This window comes from Sphingopyxis sp. (assembly GCF_965279725.1).
GTDB lineage: Bacteria > Pseudomonadota > Alphaproteobacteria > Sphingomonadales > Sphingomonadaceae > Sphingopyxis.
Genome location: NZ_CBDIIL010000001.1, coordinates 677128 through 694979, shown reverse-complemented (window position 1 = coordinate 694979; position 17852 = coordinate 677128). Strand labels below are relative to the sequence as shown.

Here is a 17852-nt window from a genome sequence, read left to right as displayed (position 1 = left end):
GAATGGGAAGTCTGACAGCTCTGGATATCGTCGTGCTGGTGCTGGTTGGCGGCAGTGCGGTGCTCGGTTTTTCGCGTGGCCTGGTGCAGGAGGTGACGACGCTGCTCGCCTGGATATTGGCGATTGCAGCGGTGCGTTTCTTTCACCCCATCGTCACCGAACTGTTGACAGGCTGGGTCGGCAGCGGCGGCGGCGCGGCCATGCTGGCGTTCGTGCTGTTGTTCGGCGGCGTCTTTGCCTTTGCCAAATGGGGATCGCGCGCGATGGGCCAGCGCAGCCGCGCGTCGATCGTCGGCGGGTTCGACCGCGGGCTCGGGGCCGGGTTCGGCGCGGTGAAAGGGCTGATGATCGCGGCGATCGGCTTCATGCTTGTTACGCTGCTCTACGACATCGGCTATGGCAATGCCCAACGCCCGACATGGATGACCGACAGCCGTACCTATCCGGCGCTCAATGCGACGAGCCAGGCGCTGAGCAAGGTGATCGCCGAGCGCCGGGCAGAAGCGCGCGAAGCCGAGGTCGAGCAGAAGGCCGCGCCGGCCGCGCCGACGCCATGAGCGCGCCGCTGTATAATCGCGACATTTTGGCGCTGGCGGTAGCGACGTCCGAACATCTGCCCAATCCCGATGCCCGTTATCATGCCAGCGCGCGTGCGCCGCTATGTGGTAGCCGCATTCTCCTCGACCTCGACGCCGACGAAGCGGGGCGGGTGACCGGTATCGGCATGCATGTCGAGGCATGCGCGCTGGGGCAGGCGGCCGCGACATTGCTGGCGCGCGACATCAGGGGACGCAGCGTTGATGAGGTTCGCAGTGCGCGCCATGCGATTGCCGACTGGTTTGCCGGTACCGGCGCCATCCCCGATTGGCCGGGTTTCGACCTGCTCGCGCCCGCCCGCGACTATCCGGCGCGACAGGGGGCCATCCTGCTGCCGTTCGACGCCGCGATCGCCGCGTTAGATAAGCAGGGCGCGCGCGTATGAGCCTGCTTGCGCTGACCGTCGCAGCGACCGAAGTGGCCGCCGAGCAAGCGAGCGACACGGCGCTGGTCGAAGGTGCGATCCTCTTGGGGGTCGCGACGCTGTTCGTGCTGCTCTTTCGCCGTCTTGGCCTGGGTGCGGTGCTGGGATATCTGATCGCGGGTTCGCTGGTTGGCCCCTATGGACTGGGCCTCGTCGGCGGCGGCGAATCGAAGCTGGCTTTTGCCGAAATCGGCATTGCATTCCTGCTGTTTCTCGTCGGGCTGGAACTCCATCCGCGGCGCTTGTGGGACATGCGTCATGCGATTTTCGGCTTGGGTCTGGCGCAGGTCGTGATCACCGGTCTGATCCTCTCCGGCCTTATTTTTCTGACCTTGGGTTTCAGCTGGCAGGCCGCGCTCGCGCTGGGGCTGCCCCTGGCGCTGTCGTCGACCGCGCAGGTGCTGCCGGGCCTCAAAAGTTCGGGCCGGATCAACTCGCCCTTTGGCGAAAAAGCCTTTTCGATTCTGTTGTTCCAGGATCTGGCGATCGTGCCGATGATCACGATCATCGCCGTGCTATCGCGCGCGCCCGCCAGTGCCGCCGGGCCGCCGGGCTGGCAAATGGCGCTTTATACCGTCGGCGCAATCGTCGTTCTGGTTCTCGCCGGGCGCTTCGTGGTCAATCCGCTGCTGCGGATCATCGGCCGTTATGGCGAGCGCGAGCTCTTCGTCGTCGTCGGGCTGCTGGTCGTTCTCGCCAGCGCCGCCTTCATGCACAGCCTGCACCTGTCGACCGCACTCGGCGCGTTCATCGCCGGGGTGATGCTGGCCGATTCGCCCTATCGCCATGAGATCGAGGCGGACGTGGAGCCGTTCCGCCTGGTGCTGCTCGGGCTGTTTTTCCTCGCTGTCGGTATGGTGCTCGACCTCAATGTCATCCGCGACGACCCCCTGCGCGTCGTAGCGCTCGCCGCGGGGCTGGTTGCGGTGAAGGTCGCGGTGCTGACCGTCATCGTGCGCCTGTTCGGCAAACCGTGGAGCGTCGCGCTTGGGCTCGGGCTGCTCCTGAGCCAGGGCGGCGAGTTCGGTTTCCTGCTGTTTACCCAGGCAACCGAAGCGCAGCTGATCGTTCCCGAGGCGGCCAGCCTGTTCAGCGCCGTCGTGACGCTGTCGATGATATCGACGCCGTTCCTGATGCTGTTCGCGCGCAACCTGGAATTCGCGCCCGAAAGCGTCGCCGCCGATCTCGACGATCCCGAACATGCGCCGCGCGGCTCGGCGATTGTCGTCGGTTACGGGCGGTTCGGGCAGATCGTGACGCAGATGCTGAACGCCGTCGATTGCTCGGTGACGCTAATCGATAAAAAGCCGAGCCAGATCGAGACGTCGGGGCGGTTCGATACCAAAGTTTATTATGGGGACGGGCTGAAGATCGATGTTTTGCGCCGTGCCGATGCAGAGCATGCGCGGCTAATCATCTTCTGCACCGACGATCGCAGTTTCGATGCCGCGGTGATGGCGCCGATCGTCAAAGCATTCCCCGATGCCAAGATCTTGACCCGGGTGTTTGATCGCCGCCAGCTGATGGCGATCGACGGTGCCGGTATCGACGGCGCGGTGCGCGAAACCTTTGAAAGCTCGATCGCGCTGGGATTGCTGGCGCTCAAGCAGATTGAGGTCAGCGAGGATGAGATCGCCGATGTCGAACAGGCGCTGCGTCACCTCGACGCCGAGCGACTGGACGCGCAGATCAGCGAAGGTGATCTGCGGGCTGGCATGGACCACCGTTTTATCGCAGGCGGCGGACGGCAGGCGGCGAGTGTGCTCGAAACGCTGCGCGAACGGCGCCGCGCGGCCAAGCTGGCCAAGGAAGAGGCCGAGGCGGCGGTTGGCGCCTAGCGCGGCCGCTCGCTGTCCAGAAACGCCGCCACCGTATCGAGCCCGTAGGCGTCGGTGACAAAGCTCTGTCCGATCCCGCGGGTCAGGATGAGCGGCAGCTTGCCGCCGCGCACTTTCTTGTCGTGCGCCATATGGCCCGCGAGCGTCGCGCCGCTGGCTTCGACACCCGCGCTCGTCAAATCATAAGGCAGGCCGACGGCAGCGAGATGCACCGCCACGCGGTCGGCATCGGCGAGCGAACACAGACCCTGTGCCGCCGAGAAGCGGTGTGCCAGCGCCATGCCCGCTGCGACCGCCTCGCCGTGGAGCAACTTGTCCGAATAACCGGTTTCTGCCTCAAGCGCGTGGCCGAAGCTGTGGCCAAGGTTGAGCAGGGCGCGAATGTCCTGTGTCTCCCGTTCGTCGGCAGCGACGATCCGCGCCTTGGCGGCGACGCTGTGGGCAATCGCCGTGTGACGCGCATCGCTATCTCCCGACAGCAGCGCTTCGCCATGCGCTTCGCACCAGGCAAAGAAATCGGCGTCATTGATTAGGCCATATTTGACCACCTCGGCATAGCCCGCAGCGAGGTCGCGGCGCGGCAGCGTGGCGAGTGTCATGGGATCGATTACGACAAGTGCCGGCTGGTGAAAGGCGCCGATCATATTCTTGCCCGCGGCGACGTTGATCGCGGTCTTGCCGCCGACGCTGCTGTCGACCTGTGCCAGCAGGGTGGTCGGGACCTGGATGAAGTTGCAGCCGCGTTTGACGATGCTGCACGCGAAACCGACCAGATCGCCGATGACACCGCCGCCGAGCGCGATGACATGGTCGCTGCGCTCGACGCCTTCGCCGATCAGCCAGTCGGTCAGCCGTGCAAGCCCGGCCCAGCTTTTGGTGGCTTCGCCCGGTTCGAGAACGAACGAGGAGAAAGAGATATTCTCCATCGCCAGCGCGGTGCCGAGCGGTACCAGATAATGGTCGGCGACATGGGCATCAGTGACGATCATCGTCCGCGGGCGCTTTAGCAAAGGGGCGACATGCTCGCCGATGGCGCGGATCAACCCGTCGCCGATCAGGATCGGATAACTGCGGTCGCCAAGTTCGACGGTCAGCTGTTCCATTGCGACAGAGCCTCCAGAATGCAGCGCACAGTGTCGTCGTGCGGCGTGCTCGCCGAACTGATGCGCAGATGCGCTTCGGCATAGATGGGGTTGCGAATGGCCGCCAGTTCGCCCAGCACCTCGCCGGGGTCGCGGTTCTTGAGTAGCGGGCGGTGGCTGCGGCGCCCGACGCGCTCGACCAGCGTCGCAATATCGGCGTCGAGCCAGATGCACAGGCTGTCCCGCAGGATCAGCGCGCGCGTCTCTTCGTTGATAAAGGCGCCGCCGCCGGTAGCCAGCACCATTGGCTTCCCCGCCAGCAGCCGTGCGATCACCCGCCGTTCGCCATCGCGAAAATGCGCCTCGCCAAAGCGTTCGAAAATATCGGCGATCGTCATATCGGCCGCACGTTCGATTTCATCATCGGCGTCGGCAAAACGCATGCCGAGCCGCCCGGCAAGGCGGCGGCCCACCGTGGATTTCCCCGACCCCATCAACCCGACAAGCACGATCGACCGGTCGCGGATCGCGGCGGCGACGGCGCTGGTGCTGTTCGGCGAAGGGCTTTTCGGGTTTCGCGACATGATGCGCGCGGCTATACCGCGAGGGGCGCGCGGAACAACGGTTTTCGCCGATGGACGATGGCCCGGTCAAGCGGGCGCGAATGATTGAGGTGGACGTGGCCGACAAGATTGCCGAAAGCGCAGCGCGATGACGAAGAAACTGCTGACGCTTACCTTGGCCCTGTCGGGCTCCGCGCTGGCCGCTGCGCTGGTGCTGCCCGCGCTCGCCCAGGAGTCGCTGTTGCCTGAAGGCTTTGGCAATCCGGCCGAAACCCCCGCGCCGCGCCCGACGCCGACGCCGTCGCAAGCCCCGACGCCGAACGCGACGCCAAAAGGCGGCGTGATCCCGCCAGTCGTCAACCCGACCATCGGCAGCACCGAGACCGTCGGGACGACCGACGCCGCCGCCGATGAGGGCGAGGACGGCGAAGAGGTCGCGCCCGGGACGCTGAAGTACGACCTGCCGCCGGGCGCCCGGCGCCTGCTGACCCGCATCGGGCCGCTGACCCCTGAAACGGGCGGGCTCGGCCCCGATGCGTTCGGGGTGCGCGGTCAATATGCCGCCGCGATCATGCGCCGGACCAACGGCCAGCTCGCCTCGCGGTGGGGCCAAATTCTGCTGCGCCGCTCGCTGGCGTCGGCGATCGACACACCGGATACGATCAATGGCGCCGACCTGGCGGCCGATCGCGCGTCGCTGCTGCTGCGCATGGGCGAATCGATCGCCGCGCGCTGGATCGTCCAGTCGGTCGATTATGACCGCGCCAGCCCGCGCCTCGTCGCCGCCGCACAACAGACTTATCTGGCCAACGCCGATCCGGCGGGCATGTGTCCCTATGTTCCCGCCGGACTCGCGCATGGCGACGAACAGGCATGGCGCCTGTCGGCCGCCATCTGTTCGGGCCTGTCGGGCGAGGCCGGGCCAGCGGGTTGGGCGATTGGCCGGGTGCGGTCGAGCGGCAAGATCGCGAACTTCGACATTCTGCTGGCCGAACGCGTCTTGGGCGCGAGCGGCGCGAGCCGTCGGTCGACCACGATCGAGTGGGACAATATCGACCGCCTGACGAGCTGGCGTTTCGGCATGGCGACCGCGACCGCGATCCCCGTTCCCGAAGGACTACGCACCGCGGCCCCGGCCTATATGAAGGGCTGGACGGTGCTGGCGCCGATGACCGACATGGCGCACCGCATTGCGGCAGCGCCCGAGGCAGCGGCGCGCGGCGTCTTGTCGAGCGAGGCCTATGTATCGCTGCTCAGCGCGGCGGCCAGCGAAGAGGAACCGGCCGAGGCGCTTGCGAACCAGTCCGATCAGCTGCGCGGCGCCTTTGGCGCGGCGAATGGCGCCGAACGTTACGCGGCGATGGAGAAGCTCTGGGGTACGGGCGCCGCACCGACCCAGCGCTATGCCGCGATGGTCGCGACCGCTCGCGCCGCAGCCGCGCTGCCCATCGACACCGATGTCGGCGCCGATCCGTGGCAGCTGATGGGGTCGATGCTGGCGGGCGGCTATGACGATAATGCGATTGCCTGGGTGCCGACGGTCACGGTCGGAAGCCGTGCGTGGGGCGTCTTGGCGGTCGGTTCGCCGCGACCTTTGAATGGCACGACAGCGGGCGTAGTCGGGCAATTTTCAGGCAATGACGATAGCGCGGATTATGTGCGCTCGAAATTCCTGCTCGCCGGCCTCGCGGGGCTCGGGCGGATCGACGCCGATGCCGCTGCGTCGGCAGCGGGCGACCTCGAGGTCGATCTGGGCAAGCAGACGCGCTGGTCGCGGGCGATTATGGCCGCAGCCGAGCGGCGCGAACCGGGCATGGTGGCCTTGCTCGCGGCGACAGGGATGCAAGGCGAGTGGTCGAAAGTGCCGCCCTATCACCTCTATTATATTGTGCGGGCGCTGCGCGAGGTGGGCCTCGGGTCCGAAGCGCGGATGATCGCCGCCGAAGCGCTGGTGCGTGTCTGAGCCGACAAGCGCGTTGGGCATCCGTGATGTCTGATGAGGCGGCGATCGACCGCTTCCTCGAAATGATGGCAGCCGAACGAGGTGCATCGCGCAATACGCTGGCCGCCTATCGCCGCGACCTCGCTCAGGCGACGGATTTCGTGTCGGGTCGGCTCGTCGATGCGGATGTGGCGATCTTACGAAAATTGATGTCGGATTATCAATCGCTTGCGGCGAGCAGCGCGGCGCGCAAGCTTTCGGCGCTGCGCCAGTTTTTTGCCTTTCTGCTCGATGAAGGCGACCGCGCCGACAATCCCGCGCTCGATGTTGCGCGCCCGACGACCCGTCGCCCGCTGCCGCGCATTTTGACCCACGATGATATCAAGCGCTTGTTCACGCAGGCCGAAGCGGAAGCGGCAGGCACGTCGCCGCCAGCGGCGTCGGTGCGCATGCTGTTGCTGCTCGAACTTCTTTACGGGTCGGGGCTGCGCGCGAGCGAGCTGGTGTCGCTGCCGCGGCGCGCAATTGCCGGCGAACGCGAATATCTGATCGTGCGGGGGAAGGGCGACAAGGAGCGGCTGGTGCCGCTCTCCGACCGCGCTCGCGGTGCACTTGATCGCTGGTTTCCTTTGCTCGCCGACGGCCCCACCTGGTTGTTTCCGTCGGGCAAGAGCCATGTGTCGCGCGTTCGCCTGTTTCAGATGCTCCGGGATCTGGCGGGCCGCGCCGGGATCGATCCGGCCGCGGTTAGCCCCCATGTGCTACGCCACGCCTTTGCCACCCACCTGCTGGAAGGCGGCGCCGACCTGCGTGCGCTGCAGCTGATGCTGGGCCATGCTGATATCGCGACGACCGAAATCTACACCCATGTTGACAGCCGCCGCCTGGTCGAGCTGGTCAACCGCCGCCATCCGCTCGCGCGCATGACGGTCGGACAGGGGTTGCCAGACGTTGACGTTGCGGCGCCATCGGCTTAGCGGTCCGACGATGACAGCCTTTCTGGACTTCGAAAAACAGGTCGCCGCGCTCGATCGGCAAATCGCCGAGCTGCGCGAGATGGGGGACGACCCCACGCTCAACATCGACAATGATATCGCGCGGTTGGAGGACAAGTCCTCAAAAATGCTGCGCGATATCTATACGAAGCTGACGCCGTGGCAAAAAACACAGGTCGCGCGCCATCCGGACCGACCGCATTTCAAACATTATGCGGCGGAAATGTTCGACGATTGGATGCCGCTCGCCGGCGACCGTAATTTCGGCGACGATCAGGCGATTTTGGGCGGGCTGGCGCGCTTTCGCGGCCGCCGCGTGATGGTCATCGGCCATGAAAAGGGCGACGATATTCCGTCGCGGATGAAGCATAATTTCGGAATGGCGAAACCAGAAGGGTATCGCAAGGCGATCCGGCTGATGCAGCTTGCCGACCGTTTCGGCCTGCCGGTGATCACGCTGGTCGATACGTCGGGCGCTTTTCCGGGCATCCAGGCCGAAGAGCGCGGTCAGGCCGAAGCGATCGCGCGCTCGACCGAGCAATGTCTGGCGTTGGGGGTGCCAATGATCGCGGCGATCGTCGGCGAAGGCGGATCGGGCGGCGCGATTGCGCTGGCGGCAGCAAACCGTGTGCTGATGTTCGAACATGCCGTCTATTCGGTGATTTCGCCCGAAGGTTGCGCATCGATCCTGTGGCGCACGTCGGACAAGGCGGCCGATGCCGCTGCGGCGATGAAGATGTCGGCGCAGGATCTGCTGGGGCTGAAAATCATCGACCGCATCGTTCCCGAACCCGTCGGCGGCGCCCACCGGGCCCCCGAAGTCGCGATGGCCGCGTTGGGCGATGCGATCGCGCAGGAACTAGACACGCTGTCCGGTATGCCGCGCGACGCGATCCTTGCTGCGCGCGAAGAAAAATTCCTGGCGATGGGCCGCGCTTAGACGCGGTTCTCGCGGAACCCGATCGCGGGTTATCGCGTTCCCTTTTTGAAATCGGCCGGCCGCGATTCATCGCGCGGCTTGCGTTGTCGCTGGACGGGGATACCCTGACCGGCAGAATATGGTGGGAGGCAATTCGATGAGCTGGAAAACCGGAAAAACCCTGGCGGCTGCGCTCGCGATCGGCGGTATCGCGGTGACGGGCGCGGCCGACGCGCAGCTGAAGGCGATCAAGACCGCGACGAGCATTTCGCCAGCCGAGCGAAAACAGGGCACCGACGCGCATCCGCAGTTGATGGCCGAATTCGGCGGCGCCTATAGCGGCGCGCAGGCGGCCTATGTGAACCGCGTCGGGCAGAACATCGCGGTCCAGTCGGGCCTGTCGCGCTCGCCCAGCGATTTCACCGTTACCCTGCTCAATTCGCCGGTGAACAACGCTTTCGCGATTCCCGGCGGTTATGTCTATGTCACGCGCCAGCTGATGGCGCTGATGAACGACGAAGCCGAACTCGCCGGGGTGCTGGGGCATGAGGTCGGCCATGTCGCCGCGCAGCACAGTAAAAAGCGGCAGAAAGCGGCGACGCGCAACGCGATCCTGGGCGTGCTGGCGCAGGTCGTGGGCGGCGCGATCGGCGACAATGGCGGTGTGCTTGGCGGACTGGGCGGACTGGTTCAGAACAACGCGATGCAAGTCGCGCAATATGCGACACTGGGCTTCTCGCGCAGCCAGGAGTTGGAGGCCGATCAGCTCGGCGTCCAATATCTGCGCAGTGCGGGCTATGACCCGCTTGCCTTGTCGACGATGCTGACCAGCCTCGCCAACCAGACCACCCTCGATGCGCGGCTGTCAGGCGGGGATGCGCGGTCGTTGCCCGAATGGGCGAGCACTCACCCCGATCCAGCGTCGCGCGTGCGCAACGCCCAGACGCTGGCGAGCCGCGCAGGTGGTAGCGGCGGCAATCGTAACGCCGATGCCTTTTTGGCTTCGGTCGATGGCGTGCTTTATGGTGACGATCCGGCGCAGGGGGTCGTCGAGGGCAATGAATTCATCCACCCCGATCTGCGGCTGAAATTCGCGGTGCCGAACGGCTATGGTATGCAGAACGGCGCGGCTGCGGTGTCGATCAGCGGCAACGGCGGTCAGGCGCAATTTTCGACTGCGGCCTATAATGGCGACATGAACGCCTATATCGCCGCGGCGTTCAAGGCGGTGGCGGGCAACACCGCGATCAGCCCCGGTGCGATCCAGCGCACAACGGTCGGCGGTATTCCCGCGTCCTACTCGACCGCGCGCGTCAACAGTCAGTCAGGGCAGGTCGATGTGACCGTCTTTGCCTATGAATTCTCGCGAAGCAGCGCGTTTCACTTCGTGACTCTGACGAAAGCGGGTGGCGGCACGGTGTTCAATTCGATGTTCAACAGCGTCCGGCGGCTCAGCGCGCCCGAGGCGGCGGCGATCAAGCCGCGGCGGATCGATGTGGTGACGGTGGGGCGCGGCGACACTATGGCCAGTCTGGCGCGTCGCATGGCGTACAGCAATTATCAGACGGAGCGGTTCCAGGTGCTCAACCGTTTGACCGCGTCGAGCCGCTTGACGCCGGGGCAAAAGGTTAAAATCGTCGCGTATGCGACCCGCTAAACTTTAGGCGAAAAAAGGGGCGGCCACTGGAACCGCCCCTTTCTCTTTTTTTGATTTCCCGGTGACCCGGGAAGTCGCGCAAATTAGGCGTTGGTCAGATTTTGATCGACCTTATTGAAGGTGCTGCTGACGCTGTTGCCAACTGCACCCATTGCGGTGATGCCGGCGACGGCAATCAGAGCGGCGATCAGGCCGTATTCGATGGCGGTTGCGGCTTTCGTGTCGCGAACGAGCTTTTTGATAAACTTCATGACTGGTCTCCTGATTTCACTTACCCTGTTGACGGTCTGGTCTGGGTCAACATTGGTTGGTTTAGGACGAATTGGTTTTGAAAACCTTAATGACGGAACCCGGATAAATGATCTATCAAGTCCCGAAAATGGACATCCCGCTACATCACGCTCGTCGTGGCGTCCGAAACCGTGGTCCACATATTTGTTGTCGAATTGCCGACGTCCGTTATCGTGCTGGCGGCGGCAAGGAAAATCAGAGCTAGTATCAGCCCATATTCGACGGCTGTAGCGGCCCTGGTCGACCGCATCAGCCTGTAAAGATTGCGCATTGTTCCGCCCCTGACTGAAGTATAGTTCCCGAGGATGCCCGTAATCGCATAGGAAAGTTAACACTTTGTCCGTGCTCAGCACCGGAAAACCTCAAAAAACTGACTTGGTCGTGGTCGCCGCGGCGCTGGTTGATCGCGACGGCCGCCTGCTGGTTCAACAGCGCCCTGAAGGCCTGCCAATGGCAGGGTTGTGGGAATTTCCGGGCGGAAAAGTCGAAGCCGGCGAAACCCCAGAACAGGCACTGATCCGCGAACTGGCCGAGGAACTGGGCATCGACGTTGAAAAGGCCTGCTTGGCCCCCGCCTGTTTTGCGAGCGACATGCTGGGCGATCGGCATTTATTGTTGCTGCTCTACGTCTGCCGCAAATGGCGCGGCACCCCCGTCGCTCACCACGCCAGTGCGCTTCGTTGGGTGCGGCCGGTCGAATTGCATGGTCTCGCCATGCCGCCTGCCGACAAGCCGCTGATCGGCTTGCTGGAAGCGCTGATCTAGGGTCAGAATTTAAATACTCGGCTTCAACGCCGCGGCGAGCGAGGCGGTGCCGCTGCCGCGCCGTGCTGGCTGTGGTTGATCGGGATGCGGCGCCCACCCGCTGAAATGGACGATGCGAAAGCTTTCGGCGATGCGACCGTCGGAGTCGGCCTGAGCCGCAAAGCTCGCAGCGATCCGCGCTGCTTCCTCGCGCGTTAGCGGCGGCGGCGCCAGCGCAAGGCGGCTCGACAGGCCCGCAGCGCGCAAGTCGCGGACGAGCGCGAACGAGTCGCCGTAGCGTACCGTCAGCGCCTCGACATCGACCACGGCAAGGGTGAACCCCACGCGCTGGAGCAGGTTGCCCATGGCCGCCAGGTCGATTTGCGGATGCAGCCGCGCGATGGGGCGCACCCCATCGGTCATCACGGCGCGGCGCAGGCGAGGCAGGCTGCCGTCGCCGACAAAAGCGCCGAGCAGCAGACCGTCGGGGGCGAGCAACGCGCGCAAGCGCACCAGCGCCCCCGGAACGTCATTGACGCTGTCGAGACCGCCGGGCCAGACGATGAGGTCGAAACTTGCGAGCGGCAGATCAACCGCGTCGGCTTCGACGACCAGCGCGCCGACGGCGGCCGCGAGCCGGGGACTCGCCTCGATGATCGTCAGGTCGCTGCCGGTAGCGCGCAAATGATCGGCCAGCGTCTGGTCATGCGCGCCGATGAGCAGCATCCGCGGAAACGCGCGTGTCACCATCGTCAACCGGTCGAGCAGGGTTTCGGCGATGATCGGCGCGAGGAAATTGGCCGATGCGGGACGGCTTGCCATGCGGTCGCGCTGGGCGCGATGGCGTGCTGCGGAAAAAAGGGGGCGGGGCGGCTGCGACATGCGCCGCTTGTGCCGGTCCCGGCGATGCTTCACAAGTCGGCGATGGCGACAACGACAGGCGATGTCGAAGAAACGGGGGCTGCATCCCGACCATGGCTCCGCGGCCTGCGGACGACTGGGCGCGCGATCGTCGATTATGCGCTGCCGCCGCGCTGCCCGGGTTGCGGGGCCATCGTCGGTGAAGACCGGCAATTCTGCCTGACGTGCTGGTTGTCGCTCGATTTCCTCGCTGGACCCGCCTGTTCGCATTGCTCGATTCCGCTGCCGACGGCGTTGCCGGGCGGGCCGATAGCATGCGGGGCCTGTCTCGCCAGTCCGCCGCCGTTCGACAGAGCGCCCGCCGCAGTCGCTTACGGCCCAGTCGCGCGCACCGTTGCATTGCGCCTTAAATATGGACGCCGCACCGGTCATGCGCGGTTGATGGCGCAGCTGATGACGCGGCAACTCGCGGAGCTGGGCGCCGCGGACGACATTCTGCTGGTACCGGTGCCGCTGCATCGCTGGCGACTCTGGTCGCGCGGCTTCAATCAGGCGGCGTTGATGGCCGACGAACTGGCGCGCGCGACAGGTGCGCCGCGTGACCATCATCTGTTGCTCCGGGTCAAATCCACGGCCTCGCTGCGCGGCAAGACCCGGCGCGAGCGTGAGCGGATCGTGGCCGGGGCGTTTGCGCTGGCGGACGACGGCAAGGCGCGCGCGACGGGACGCCATATTGTCCTGATCGACGATGTTCACGCCAGCGGTGCGACGTTGCGCGCGGCGGCTAAAGTGCTACGGCGTAGTGGTGCAGCGCGGGTCTCCGCGCTGACCTGGGCGCGGGTCGTCCCCGACGCGCTGATGACGAGCAACATAATTGACTTTGCTTCGTTGGATTCCGATATGATGGACCAGACACTGACGGGATAGGCGCATGGCCAAGATCGAAGTTTTTACCAAATTTCTATGCCCCTATTGCTCGCGGGCGAAGGCGCTGCTCGATCGCAAAGGCGCGGCGTATCAGGAAATCGACGTGACGATGGACCGCGCGGGTTTCGATGCGATGGTCGCGCGCGCCGGCGGCGCCCGCACCGTCCCCCAGATTTTCATCAATGGTCAGCATATCGGCGGCAGCGACGATATGGCGGCGCTCGACGCGCGTGGCGGGCTCGATCCCCTGTTGGATCCGTCCGGACCTTGATCGTTTTTGACCTTTGCTGCAGGGCTGGCGATCATCGGTTCGAAGCCTGGTTCGCGAGCAGCGACAGCTTTGGTGATCAGCAGGCGCGCGGGCTGATTGCCTGCCCCATATGCGGCGACAACGCCGTAAAAAAAGCGGCGATGGCGCCGCGCATCGGTGCCAAATCCAACCAATTGACCGTCAAGCGGTCCCCCAAGTCGGACGACGTCCCCACCAGCGGGGAGGTTTCCCCGGAACTGGTACGCAAAGTCATGGCCGAGATCGCGGCGAAACAGGCCGAAATGCTGCCGCAATCGCGCTGGGTCGGACGCGATTTCGCCGATGCCGCGCGCGCGATGCACGAAGGCCGCGCTGCCGAAGATCTGATCCACGGCCAAGCGTCGGCGCAAGAGGCGCAGGCGCTGCGCGACGACGGGATCGCGGCGATGCCGCTGCTGGTACCGATCGTCCCGCCGGACGCCGTTAATTGACCCGGCGCGATTGACGCTGCGCGCCCGCCGCCGCTAAACGAACCGCGGCGCACCCGTAGCTCAGCAGGATAGAGCATCAGATTCCTAATCTGGGGGCCGTGGGTTCGAATCCCGCCGGGTGCACCATTTTTCCGCCGTTTTTCTAAGTTTGCAAGAATGCGTATTAACGCTAGCAATCACATGGCAATCACCAGATTTTACCGTTCAAACGCCTGACCCCGTCTCACCTCGTCCTAGCCAAGGCCCACCAAGAGGGTCTCGAAGATGCGCCCGTGCAATCCGGACGAGCCTGCGAACTCGCAGACGATAGGAATCGTTTGCGCTTCACCAACCTCCTCAGCAGCAGCTTCTTCATGACCGCCGGGCAGATCAGCGATTACACTGGCGCTGCCGCTCTGCTCGACAGTCCGCCCCAAGCGCAATGGATGCTGGCCGACCGAGGCTATGATGCCGACTGGTCCCGCGATGCCTTGCAGGAAAAGGGGATCACGCCCTGTATCCCAGGCCGGAAAATACGGAACCAGACCGTAAAATACGACAAGCGGCGCTACAAACGCCGCAATCGCGTCGAGATCATGCTCGGTCGTCTCAAGGAGGTGAGGTCAGGGACGATGCGGGGAATCGTCCATAGGAACCCGCCGCGCCGCCACACGCTACGATCGGTGCCCGAAAGCATTCTTCTCCGGCGTAGCCCTCGCCGCTACCGTCATCTTCTGGCTCTGATCAATTAGTCCTGATCCTAAGCGTTCAAGCCGTCACCTCGGCGCGCATCGTTGTCCGCCCTGTTCCGTCGCGCGCCCACAATCGCGCGCCGCTGCCTTCGCGCGTCAGGCAGAGGTCGAAGGCGGCGCCATCGATCAGCGGCGCTTCGGCGCGGAAGCTGAAGCGCGCGGGCGTCAGGCCCGGTATTTCGCGCGACGCATGATCGAGAAGCAGCGTTGCGATCAGCGGGCCATGCACGACGAGCCCGGCATAGCCCTCGACATCGCGGGCATAGTCGCGGTCGTAATGGATACGGTGGGCGTTGAAGGTCAGCGCCGAATAGCGGAACAGCAATATGGGGTCGGGCGTGACGCGCCGGGCCGCTTCAGCGGGCTCGGGCGCCAATGCTGTGGCGGGGGCCGCGACCAACGCTGGGGTCGCGGTGGCCGCCGCCCGATACACCAGATCCTGCTCCTCGCGGATCGCCGGGACGCCGTCGGCCGCGATGTCGTGCCGTAAGGTCACGAACAGCAGGTCGCCGCTGGCACCGCGCTTGGCGCGGATCGCTTCTATCGTGGTAACGCGAGCGAGGTCGGCACCGATCGCGATGGGGGCGAGGAATTCGACGCGCCCGCCCGCCCACATCCGGCGGGGGAGGGGGACCGGCGGCAACAGCCCGCCATCGTCGCGGCGCGGATGGCCGTCGTCGCCGATCGCCGACTGGCGCGCGTCGGGCAGGAAATAGAGCCAATGACCGAGCGGCGGCACCGTCGCCGGCGCGGCGACTTCATGGTCGAGCAGCGCGGCCAAGCCCACGAGCGGCGCTGCGGTCGCGACGTCGTGCCGCGTTTCGCTGCGCCCGACCCAGTCCGAAAAATCGTCCATCACCGCCCTAGAAACTTTTGGGCAAGCCAAGCGCGTGGGTCGCGACATGGCTCAGGATCAAATTGGTGCTGATCGGCGCGACCTGGTACAAGCGCGTTTCGCGGAACTTGCGCTCGATGTCATATTCCTCGGCAAAGCCGAAACCGCCGTGGGTCTGGATGCACATGTCGGCGGCGTACCAGCTGGCTTCCGATGCCAGCATTTTCGCCATATTCGCCTCGGTCCCGCCGTCCTGCCCGGAATCGAACAGACGCGCCGCCTTGTCGACCATTTCGGCGGCGGCAGCGATTTGCACATAAGCGCGTGCGATCGGAAACTGGACGCCCTGATTTTCACCGATCGCCCGCCCGAACACCTCGCGCTCCTTGGCATAGGCGGCGGCGCGGTCGATGAAGAAGCGGCCGTCGCCGATGCATTCGGACGCGATCAGGATGCGTTCGGCGTTCATGCCAGACAGGATATAGCGAAAGCCCTTGCCCTCCTCGCCAATCAAATTCGCCGCAGGAACTTTTAGGTCGTCGAAGAATAATTCGGTCGTCGCGTGGTTGAGCATGGTGCGGACCGGACGGACGGTCAGGCCGTTGCCGACCGCCTCGCGCATATCGACCAGCAGCACGCTCATTCCGTCGGACGATTTGGCGCAGTCCTCGCGCGGGGTCGTGCGGCACAGCAGGATCATCAGGTCCGAATGTTCGGCGCGGCTGATCCAGATTTTCTGGCCGTTGACGACATAATCGTCGCCGACCCGCTTGGCGAAGGTGCGAATGCGGGTGGTGTCGGTACCGGCGGTTGGTTCGGTCACCCCGAACGCCTGCAGGCGCAGGTCGCCGCGTGCGATCGCGGGCAGATACGCCGCCTTCTGCGCTGCCGACCCGTGCTTCAGCAGCGTCCCCATCGTGTACATCTGCGCGTGACAGGCGCCGCCGTTGCAGCCCGAACGATGGATTTCCTCGAGCACCGCGGTCGCCGCGCCCAGCCCGAGGCCCGATCCGCCAAACTCCTCGGGGATCAGCACCGACAGGAACCCGGCTTCGGTCAGGGTCCGGACGAATTCGGTGGGATAAATGCGGTCGCGGTCCAGCCTTTGCCAATATTCGCCGGGAAACCCCGCACACAGGCGGCGCACCGCCTCTCGGATTTCGGGGTAGCTTTGCGGCTGGGCGTCGGACATTGGCACTGGCTCTCCATGATCGTCGGCCAAGCCTTAGGACGAGCGGACGCAGCGCGCCAAGATGAATCAGCAGCGTGTCGCGACTTCCAACGGGGCGGCCAAACGGGTTATGGCACAACCGCTGGTGCACGAAGCCAGCCGAAGGTGATATGTTTCCATGATGCTTGATGACGCCACGATAGAGATCCCCGACATGCCCGATCGCGCCTGGTGCGAAGCGATGGACCGCGCCGACACGCTCGCGCCGATGCGCGACGAGTTCGTGCTGCCCCACGGGGTGATCTATCTTGACGGCAATTCGCTGGGCGCGATGCCCAAGGCGGCCGGCGCGCGGGCGCAAAGGGTCGTGACGCGCGAATGGGGCACCGACCTGATCAAAAGCTGGAACAGCGCTGGCTGGTTCGACCTGCCGGTCCGGCTAGGCGATAAGCTGGCGCCGTTGATCGGCGCCGAAGCGGGCGAAGTCATCGTCTGCGATTCGACCAGTCAAAATCTGTTCAAGGTCTTGTCGGCGGCGGTCGCGATGCGGCCCGATCGCAGCGTGCTGATCCTCGAGGGCAGCAATTTTCCCACCAACAATTATATCGCCGAAGGGGTCGCCGCGGCGACCGACGGACGCGTGACCGTGCGCCTGTGCGAGAAGGACGAGATTGCCGACGCGATCGACGAAAATACTGTCGCGGTCGCGATCACCCATGTCCATTACAAGAGCGGGCATATCCACGACATGGCGGCGATCACCGCGCGCGCACAATCGGCAGGTGCGCTCGCAATCTGGGATTTGTGCCACAGCGCCGGCGCGATGCCGGTTGATCTGGGCGGTTGCAACGCCGATTTCGCGGTCGGCTGCACCTATAAATATCTGAACGGCGGTCCAGGTTCGCCTGCATATCTGTTTGCGGCGAAGCGGCATCAGGGACAGGCATTGCAACCCGTGACCGGATGGTGGGGCCATGCTGCGCCCTTCGCTTTCGAACCCGGTTATCGCCCACAACCTGGACTGCGCCAGTTTCTGATCGGCACCCAGCCGATCTTGTCGATGACGCTCGTCGAAACCGGTCTCGATATCCATCTGCAGGCCGACATGGCCGTGATCCGCGCCAAGTCGATGGCGCTGACCGACCTGTTCATCCGTCTGGTCGAACATCGGTGTGCGGGGTCCGGTTTTGCGCTGGCCTCGCCGCGCGATGCCGCGGCGCGCGGCAGCCAGGTGTCGTTTGCCCATGCCGCGGGCTATCCGATCATGCGTGCGCTGATCGCCGCCGGCGTCATCGGCGATTTCCGCGCCCCCGATACGATGCGGTTCGGCTTTACCCCGCTTTATATCGGCTATGCCGATGTGTGGGATGCCGTTGACCGGCTGGCGACAATCATGGACGATGGCGTTTGGAAAAGCCTGGAATATCAGGCGCGCGACGCCGTCACGTGATTGGCGGGGGCGAGTGGGCTTTGGCGAGCCTCTCGGCAGCAGCGCCGCCGGCAGTCAAGCGCTGGACGCGAGCGCCGCGACAGA

The 17852-nt window shown here is 64.9% G+C and carries 18 protein-coding genes, 1 tRNA gene and 1 pseudogene; 14 read left to right on the top strand and 6 right to left on the bottom strand.

Annotation, left to right across the window (positions count from 1 at the left end; all coding sequences use genetic code 11):
• Window positions 1–2: 2 nt before the first annotated feature.
• Genes ACQY6T_RS03290 through ACQY6T_RS03280 form a run of 3 tightly spaced genes read left to right on the top strand, consistent with a single transcriptional unit; the run spans window position 3 to window position 2859 of the window.
• Window positions 3–557: a CvpA family protein gene (locus tag ACQY6T_RS03290; RefSeq protein WP_428628369.1), complete on the top strand. Its 555-nt coding sequence runs from the start codon at window positions 3–5 to the stop codon at window positions 555–557.
• Window positions 554–982, top strand: coding sequence for an iron-sulfur cluster assembly scaffold protein (locus tag ACQY6T_RS03285; protein ID WP_428628366.1), 429 nt, complete (start codon window positions 554–556; stop codon window positions 980–982). The genes ACQY6T_RS03290 and ACQY6T_RS03285 overlap by 4 nt, the downstream gene beginning before the upstream one ends.
• Entirely contained in the window at window positions 979–2859 is a 1881-nt protein-coding gene (locus tag ACQY6T_RS03280) for a cation:proton antiporter (protein WP_428628364.1), read from the top strand. The genes ACQY6T_RS03285 and ACQY6T_RS03280 overlap by 4 nt, the downstream gene beginning before the upstream one ends.
• On the opposite strand, the gene aroB is transcribed toward ACQY6T_RS03280, so the two are convergent.
• Both aroB and ACQY6T_RS03270 read right to left on the bottom strand, forming a co-directional pair.
• On the bottom strand, window positions 2856–3962 hold the full coding sequence (gene aroB / locus ACQY6T_RS03275; protein ID WP_428628361.1) for a 3-dehydroquinate synthase: 1107 nt from the start codon (window positions 3960–3962) through the stop codon (window positions 2856–2858). The genes ACQY6T_RS03280 and aroB overlap by 4 nt on opposite strands.
• Window positions 3950–4525, bottom strand: a complete 576-nt coding sequence (locus tag ACQY6T_RS03270; RefSeq protein WP_428628359.1) for a shikimate kinase — start codon at window positions 4523–4525, stop codon at window positions 3950–3952. The genes aroB and ACQY6T_RS03270 overlap by 13 nt, the downstream gene beginning before the upstream one ends.
• A gap of 127 nt (window positions 4526–4652) precedes the next feature.
• Here ACQY6T_RS03270 and ACQY6T_RS03265 point away from each other — a divergent pair, with 127 nt between their 5' ends.
• The 4 genes from ACQY6T_RS03265 to ACQY6T_RS03250 all read left to right on the top strand — a co-directional run bounded on the left by ACQY6T_RS03265 (window position 4653) and on the right by ACQY6T_RS03250 (window position 10017).
• Window positions 4653–6467, top strand: coding sequence for a hypothetical protein (locus ACQY6T_RS03265; protein WP_428628356.1), 1815 nt, complete (start codon window positions 4653–4655; stop codon window positions 6465–6467).
• A 26-nt stretch (window positions 6468–6493) separates the two neighbouring features.
• On the top strand, window positions 6494–7423 hold the full coding sequence (locus tag ACQY6T_RS03260) for a tyrosine recombinase (protein WP_428628355.1): 930 nt from the start codon (window positions 6494–6496) through the stop codon (window positions 7421–7423).
• 10 nt (window positions 7424–7433) lie between these two features.
• Window positions 7434–8381: an acetyl-CoA carboxylase carboxyltransferase subunit alpha gene (locus ACQY6T_RS03255; protein WP_428628353.1), complete on the top strand. Its 948-nt coding sequence runs from the start codon at window positions 7434–7436 to the stop codon at window positions 8379–8381.
• A 136-nt stretch (window positions 8382–8517) separates the two neighbouring features.
• Window positions 8518–10017 carry a M48 family metalloprotease gene (locus tag ACQY6T_RS03250; RefSeq protein ID WP_428628352.1) on the top strand — a complete coding sequence of 500 codons (1500 nt, stop codon included), beginning with the start codon at window positions 8518–8520 and terminating at the stop codon, window positions 10015–10017.
• An 83-nt stretch (window positions 10018–10100) separates the two neighbouring features.
• Here ACQY6T_RS03250 and ACQY6T_RS03245 read toward each other — a convergent pair whose 3' ends face one another.
• Window positions 10101–10268 (bottom strand): Flp family type IVb pilin, encoded by a 168-nt coding sequence (locus ACQY6T_RS03245; protein WP_428628830.1) that lies wholly within the window; start codon window positions 10266–10268, stop codon window positions 10101–10103.
• A 421-nt stretch (window positions 10269–10689) separates the two neighbouring features.
• Here ACQY6T_RS03245 and ACQY6T_RS03240 point away from each other — a divergent pair, with 421 nt between their 5' ends.
• Window positions 10690–11073 carry a (deoxy)nucleoside triphosphate pyrophosphohydrolase gene (locus ACQY6T_RS03240; RefSeq protein WP_428628351.1) on the top strand — a complete coding sequence of 128 codons (384 nt, stop codon included), beginning with the start codon at window positions 10690–10692 and terminating at the stop codon, window positions 11071–11073.
• Window positions 11074–11082: 9 nt separating this feature from the next.
• Here ACQY6T_RS03240 and ACQY6T_RS03235 read toward each other — a convergent pair whose 3' ends face one another.
• Entirely contained in the window at window positions 11083–11874 is a 792-nt protein-coding gene (locus ACQY6T_RS03235; protein WP_428628349.1) for a methyltransferase domain-containing protein, read from the bottom strand.
• A gap of 102 nt (window positions 11875–11976) precedes the next feature.
• On the opposite strand from ACQY6T_RS03235, the gene ACQY6T_RS03230 reads away from it, so the two are divergent.
• From ACQY6T_RS03230 to ACQY6T_RS03210, 5 genes and pseudogenes are all read left to right on the top strand, one after another.
• Window positions 11977–12840, top strand: coding sequence for a double zinc ribbon domain-containing protein (locus tag ACQY6T_RS03230; RefSeq protein ID WP_428628348.1), 864 nt, complete (start codon window positions 11977–11979; stop codon window positions 12838–12840).
• Between the two features lie 4 nt (window positions 12841–12844).
• A complete protein-coding gene (grxC, locus tag ACQY6T_RS03225; RefSeq protein WP_428628346.1) occupies window positions 12845–13111 on the top strand; it encodes a glutaredoxin 3 in 267 nt (88 codons plus the stop codon).
• Window positions 13108–13581, top strand: a complete 474-nt coding sequence (locus ACQY6T_RS03220; RefSeq protein ID WP_428628345.1) for a DUF1178 family protein — start codon at window positions 13108–13110, stop codon at window positions 13579–13581. Before grxC ends, ACQY6T_RS03220 begins: the two co-directional genes overlap by 4 nt.
• A 49-nt stretch (window positions 13582–13630) precedes the next feature.
• Window positions 13631–13707 (top strand) — tRNA-Arg (locus ACQY6T_RS03215).
• Between the two features lie 221 nt (window positions 13708–13928).
• A pseudogene (locus tag ACQY6T_RS03210) lies at window positions 13929–14304 on the top strand (transposase); the annotation flags it as partial.
• Between the two features lie 24 nt (window positions 14305–14328).
• On the opposite strand, the gene ACQY6T_RS03205 reads toward ACQY6T_RS03210, so the two are convergent.
• Both ACQY6T_RS03205 and ACQY6T_RS03200 read right to left on the bottom strand, forming a co-directional pair.
• Complete coding sequence (locus ACQY6T_RS03205) at window positions 14329–15168, bottom strand: FAS1-like dehydratase domain-containing protein (RefSeq protein WP_428628342.1); 840 nt, start codon at window positions 15166–15168, stop codon at window positions 14329–14331.
• A 7-nt stretch (window positions 15169–15175) separates the two neighbouring features.
• Window positions 15176–16339: an acyl-CoA dehydrogenase family protein gene (locus ACQY6T_RS03200; protein ID WP_428628340.1), complete on the bottom strand. Its 1164-nt coding sequence runs from the start codon at window positions 16337–16339 to the stop codon at window positions 15176–15178.
• A gap of 157 nt (window positions 16340–16496) precedes the next feature.
• On the opposite strand from ACQY6T_RS03200, the gene kynU reads away from it, so the two are divergent.
• The gene (gene kynU, locus ACQY6T_RS03195) at window positions 16497–17768 is read left to right on the top strand and encodes a kynureninase (RefSeq protein ID WP_428628338.1); all 1272 of its coding nucleotides are present in this window, start codon (window positions 16497–16499) and stop codon (window positions 17766–17768) included.
• Window positions 17769–17852: the final 84 nt, after the last annotated feature.

Excerpts from the sequence above, each read along its gene's own strand:
- ACQY6T_RS03290 (WP_428628369.1), top strand. The coding sequence starts at position 3 with ATGGGAAGTCTGACAGCTCTGGATATCGTCGTGCTGGTGCTGGTTGGC.
- ACQY6T_RS03285 (WP_428628366.1), top strand. The coding sequence starts at position 554 with ATGAGCGCGCCGCTGTATAATCGCGACATTTTGGCGCTGGCGGTAGCG.
- ACQY6T_RS03280 (WP_428628364.1), top strand. The coding sequence starts at position 979 with ATGAGCCTGCTTGCGCTGACCGTCGCAGCGACCGAAGTGGCCGCCGAG.
- aroB (WP_428628361.1), bottom strand. The coding sequence starts at position 3,962 with ATGGAACAGCTGACCGTCGAACTTGGCGACCGCAGTTATCCGATCCTG.
- ACQY6T_RS03270 (WP_428628359.1), bottom strand. The coding sequence starts at position 4,525 with ATGTCGCGAAACCCGAAAAGCCCTTCGCCGAACAGCACCAGCGCCGTC.
- ACQY6T_RS03265 (WP_428628356.1), top strand. The coding sequence starts at position 4,653 with ATGACGAAGAAACTGCTGACGCTTACCTTGGCCCTGTCGGGCTCCGCG.
- ACQY6T_RS03260 (WP_428628355.1), top strand. The coding sequence starts at position 6,494 with ATGTCTGATGAGGCGGCGATCGACCGCTTCCTCGAAATGATGGCAGCC.
- ACQY6T_RS03255 (WP_428628353.1), top strand. The coding sequence starts at position 7,434 with ATGACAGCCTTTCTGGACTTCGAAAAACAGGTCGCCGCGCTCGATCGG.
- ACQY6T_RS03250 (WP_428628352.1), top strand. The coding sequence starts at position 8,518 with ATGAGCTGGAAAACCGGAAAAACCCTGGCGGCTGCGCTCGCGATCGGC.
- ACQY6T_RS03245 (WP_428628830.1), bottom strand. The coding sequence starts at position 10,268 with ATGAAGTTTATCAAAAAGCTCGTTCGCGACACGAAAGCCGCAACCGCC.
- ACQY6T_RS03235 (WP_428628349.1), bottom strand. The coding sequence starts at position 11,874 with ATGGCAAGCCGTCCCGCATCGGCCAATTTCCTCGCGCCGATCATCGCC.
- ACQY6T_RS03230 (WP_428628348.1), top strand. The coding sequence starts at position 11,977 with ATGGCGACAACGACAGGCGATGTCGAAGAAACGGGGGCTGCATCCCGA.
- grxC (WP_428628346.1), top strand. The coding sequence starts at position 12,845 with ATGGCCAAGATCGAAGTTTTTACCAAATTTCTATGCCCCTATTGCTCG.
- ACQY6T_RS03205 (WP_428628342.1), bottom strand. The coding sequence starts at position 15,168 with ATGGACGATTTTTCGGACTGGGTCGGGCGCAGCGAAACGCGGCACGAC.
- ACQY6T_RS03200 (WP_428628340.1), bottom strand. The coding sequence starts at position 16,339 with ATGTCCGACGCCCAGCCGCAAAGCTACCCCGAAATCCGAGAGGCGGTG.
- kynU (WP_428628338.1), top strand. The coding sequence starts at position 16,497 with ATGATGCTTGATGACGCCACGATAGAGATCCCCGACATGCCCGATCGC.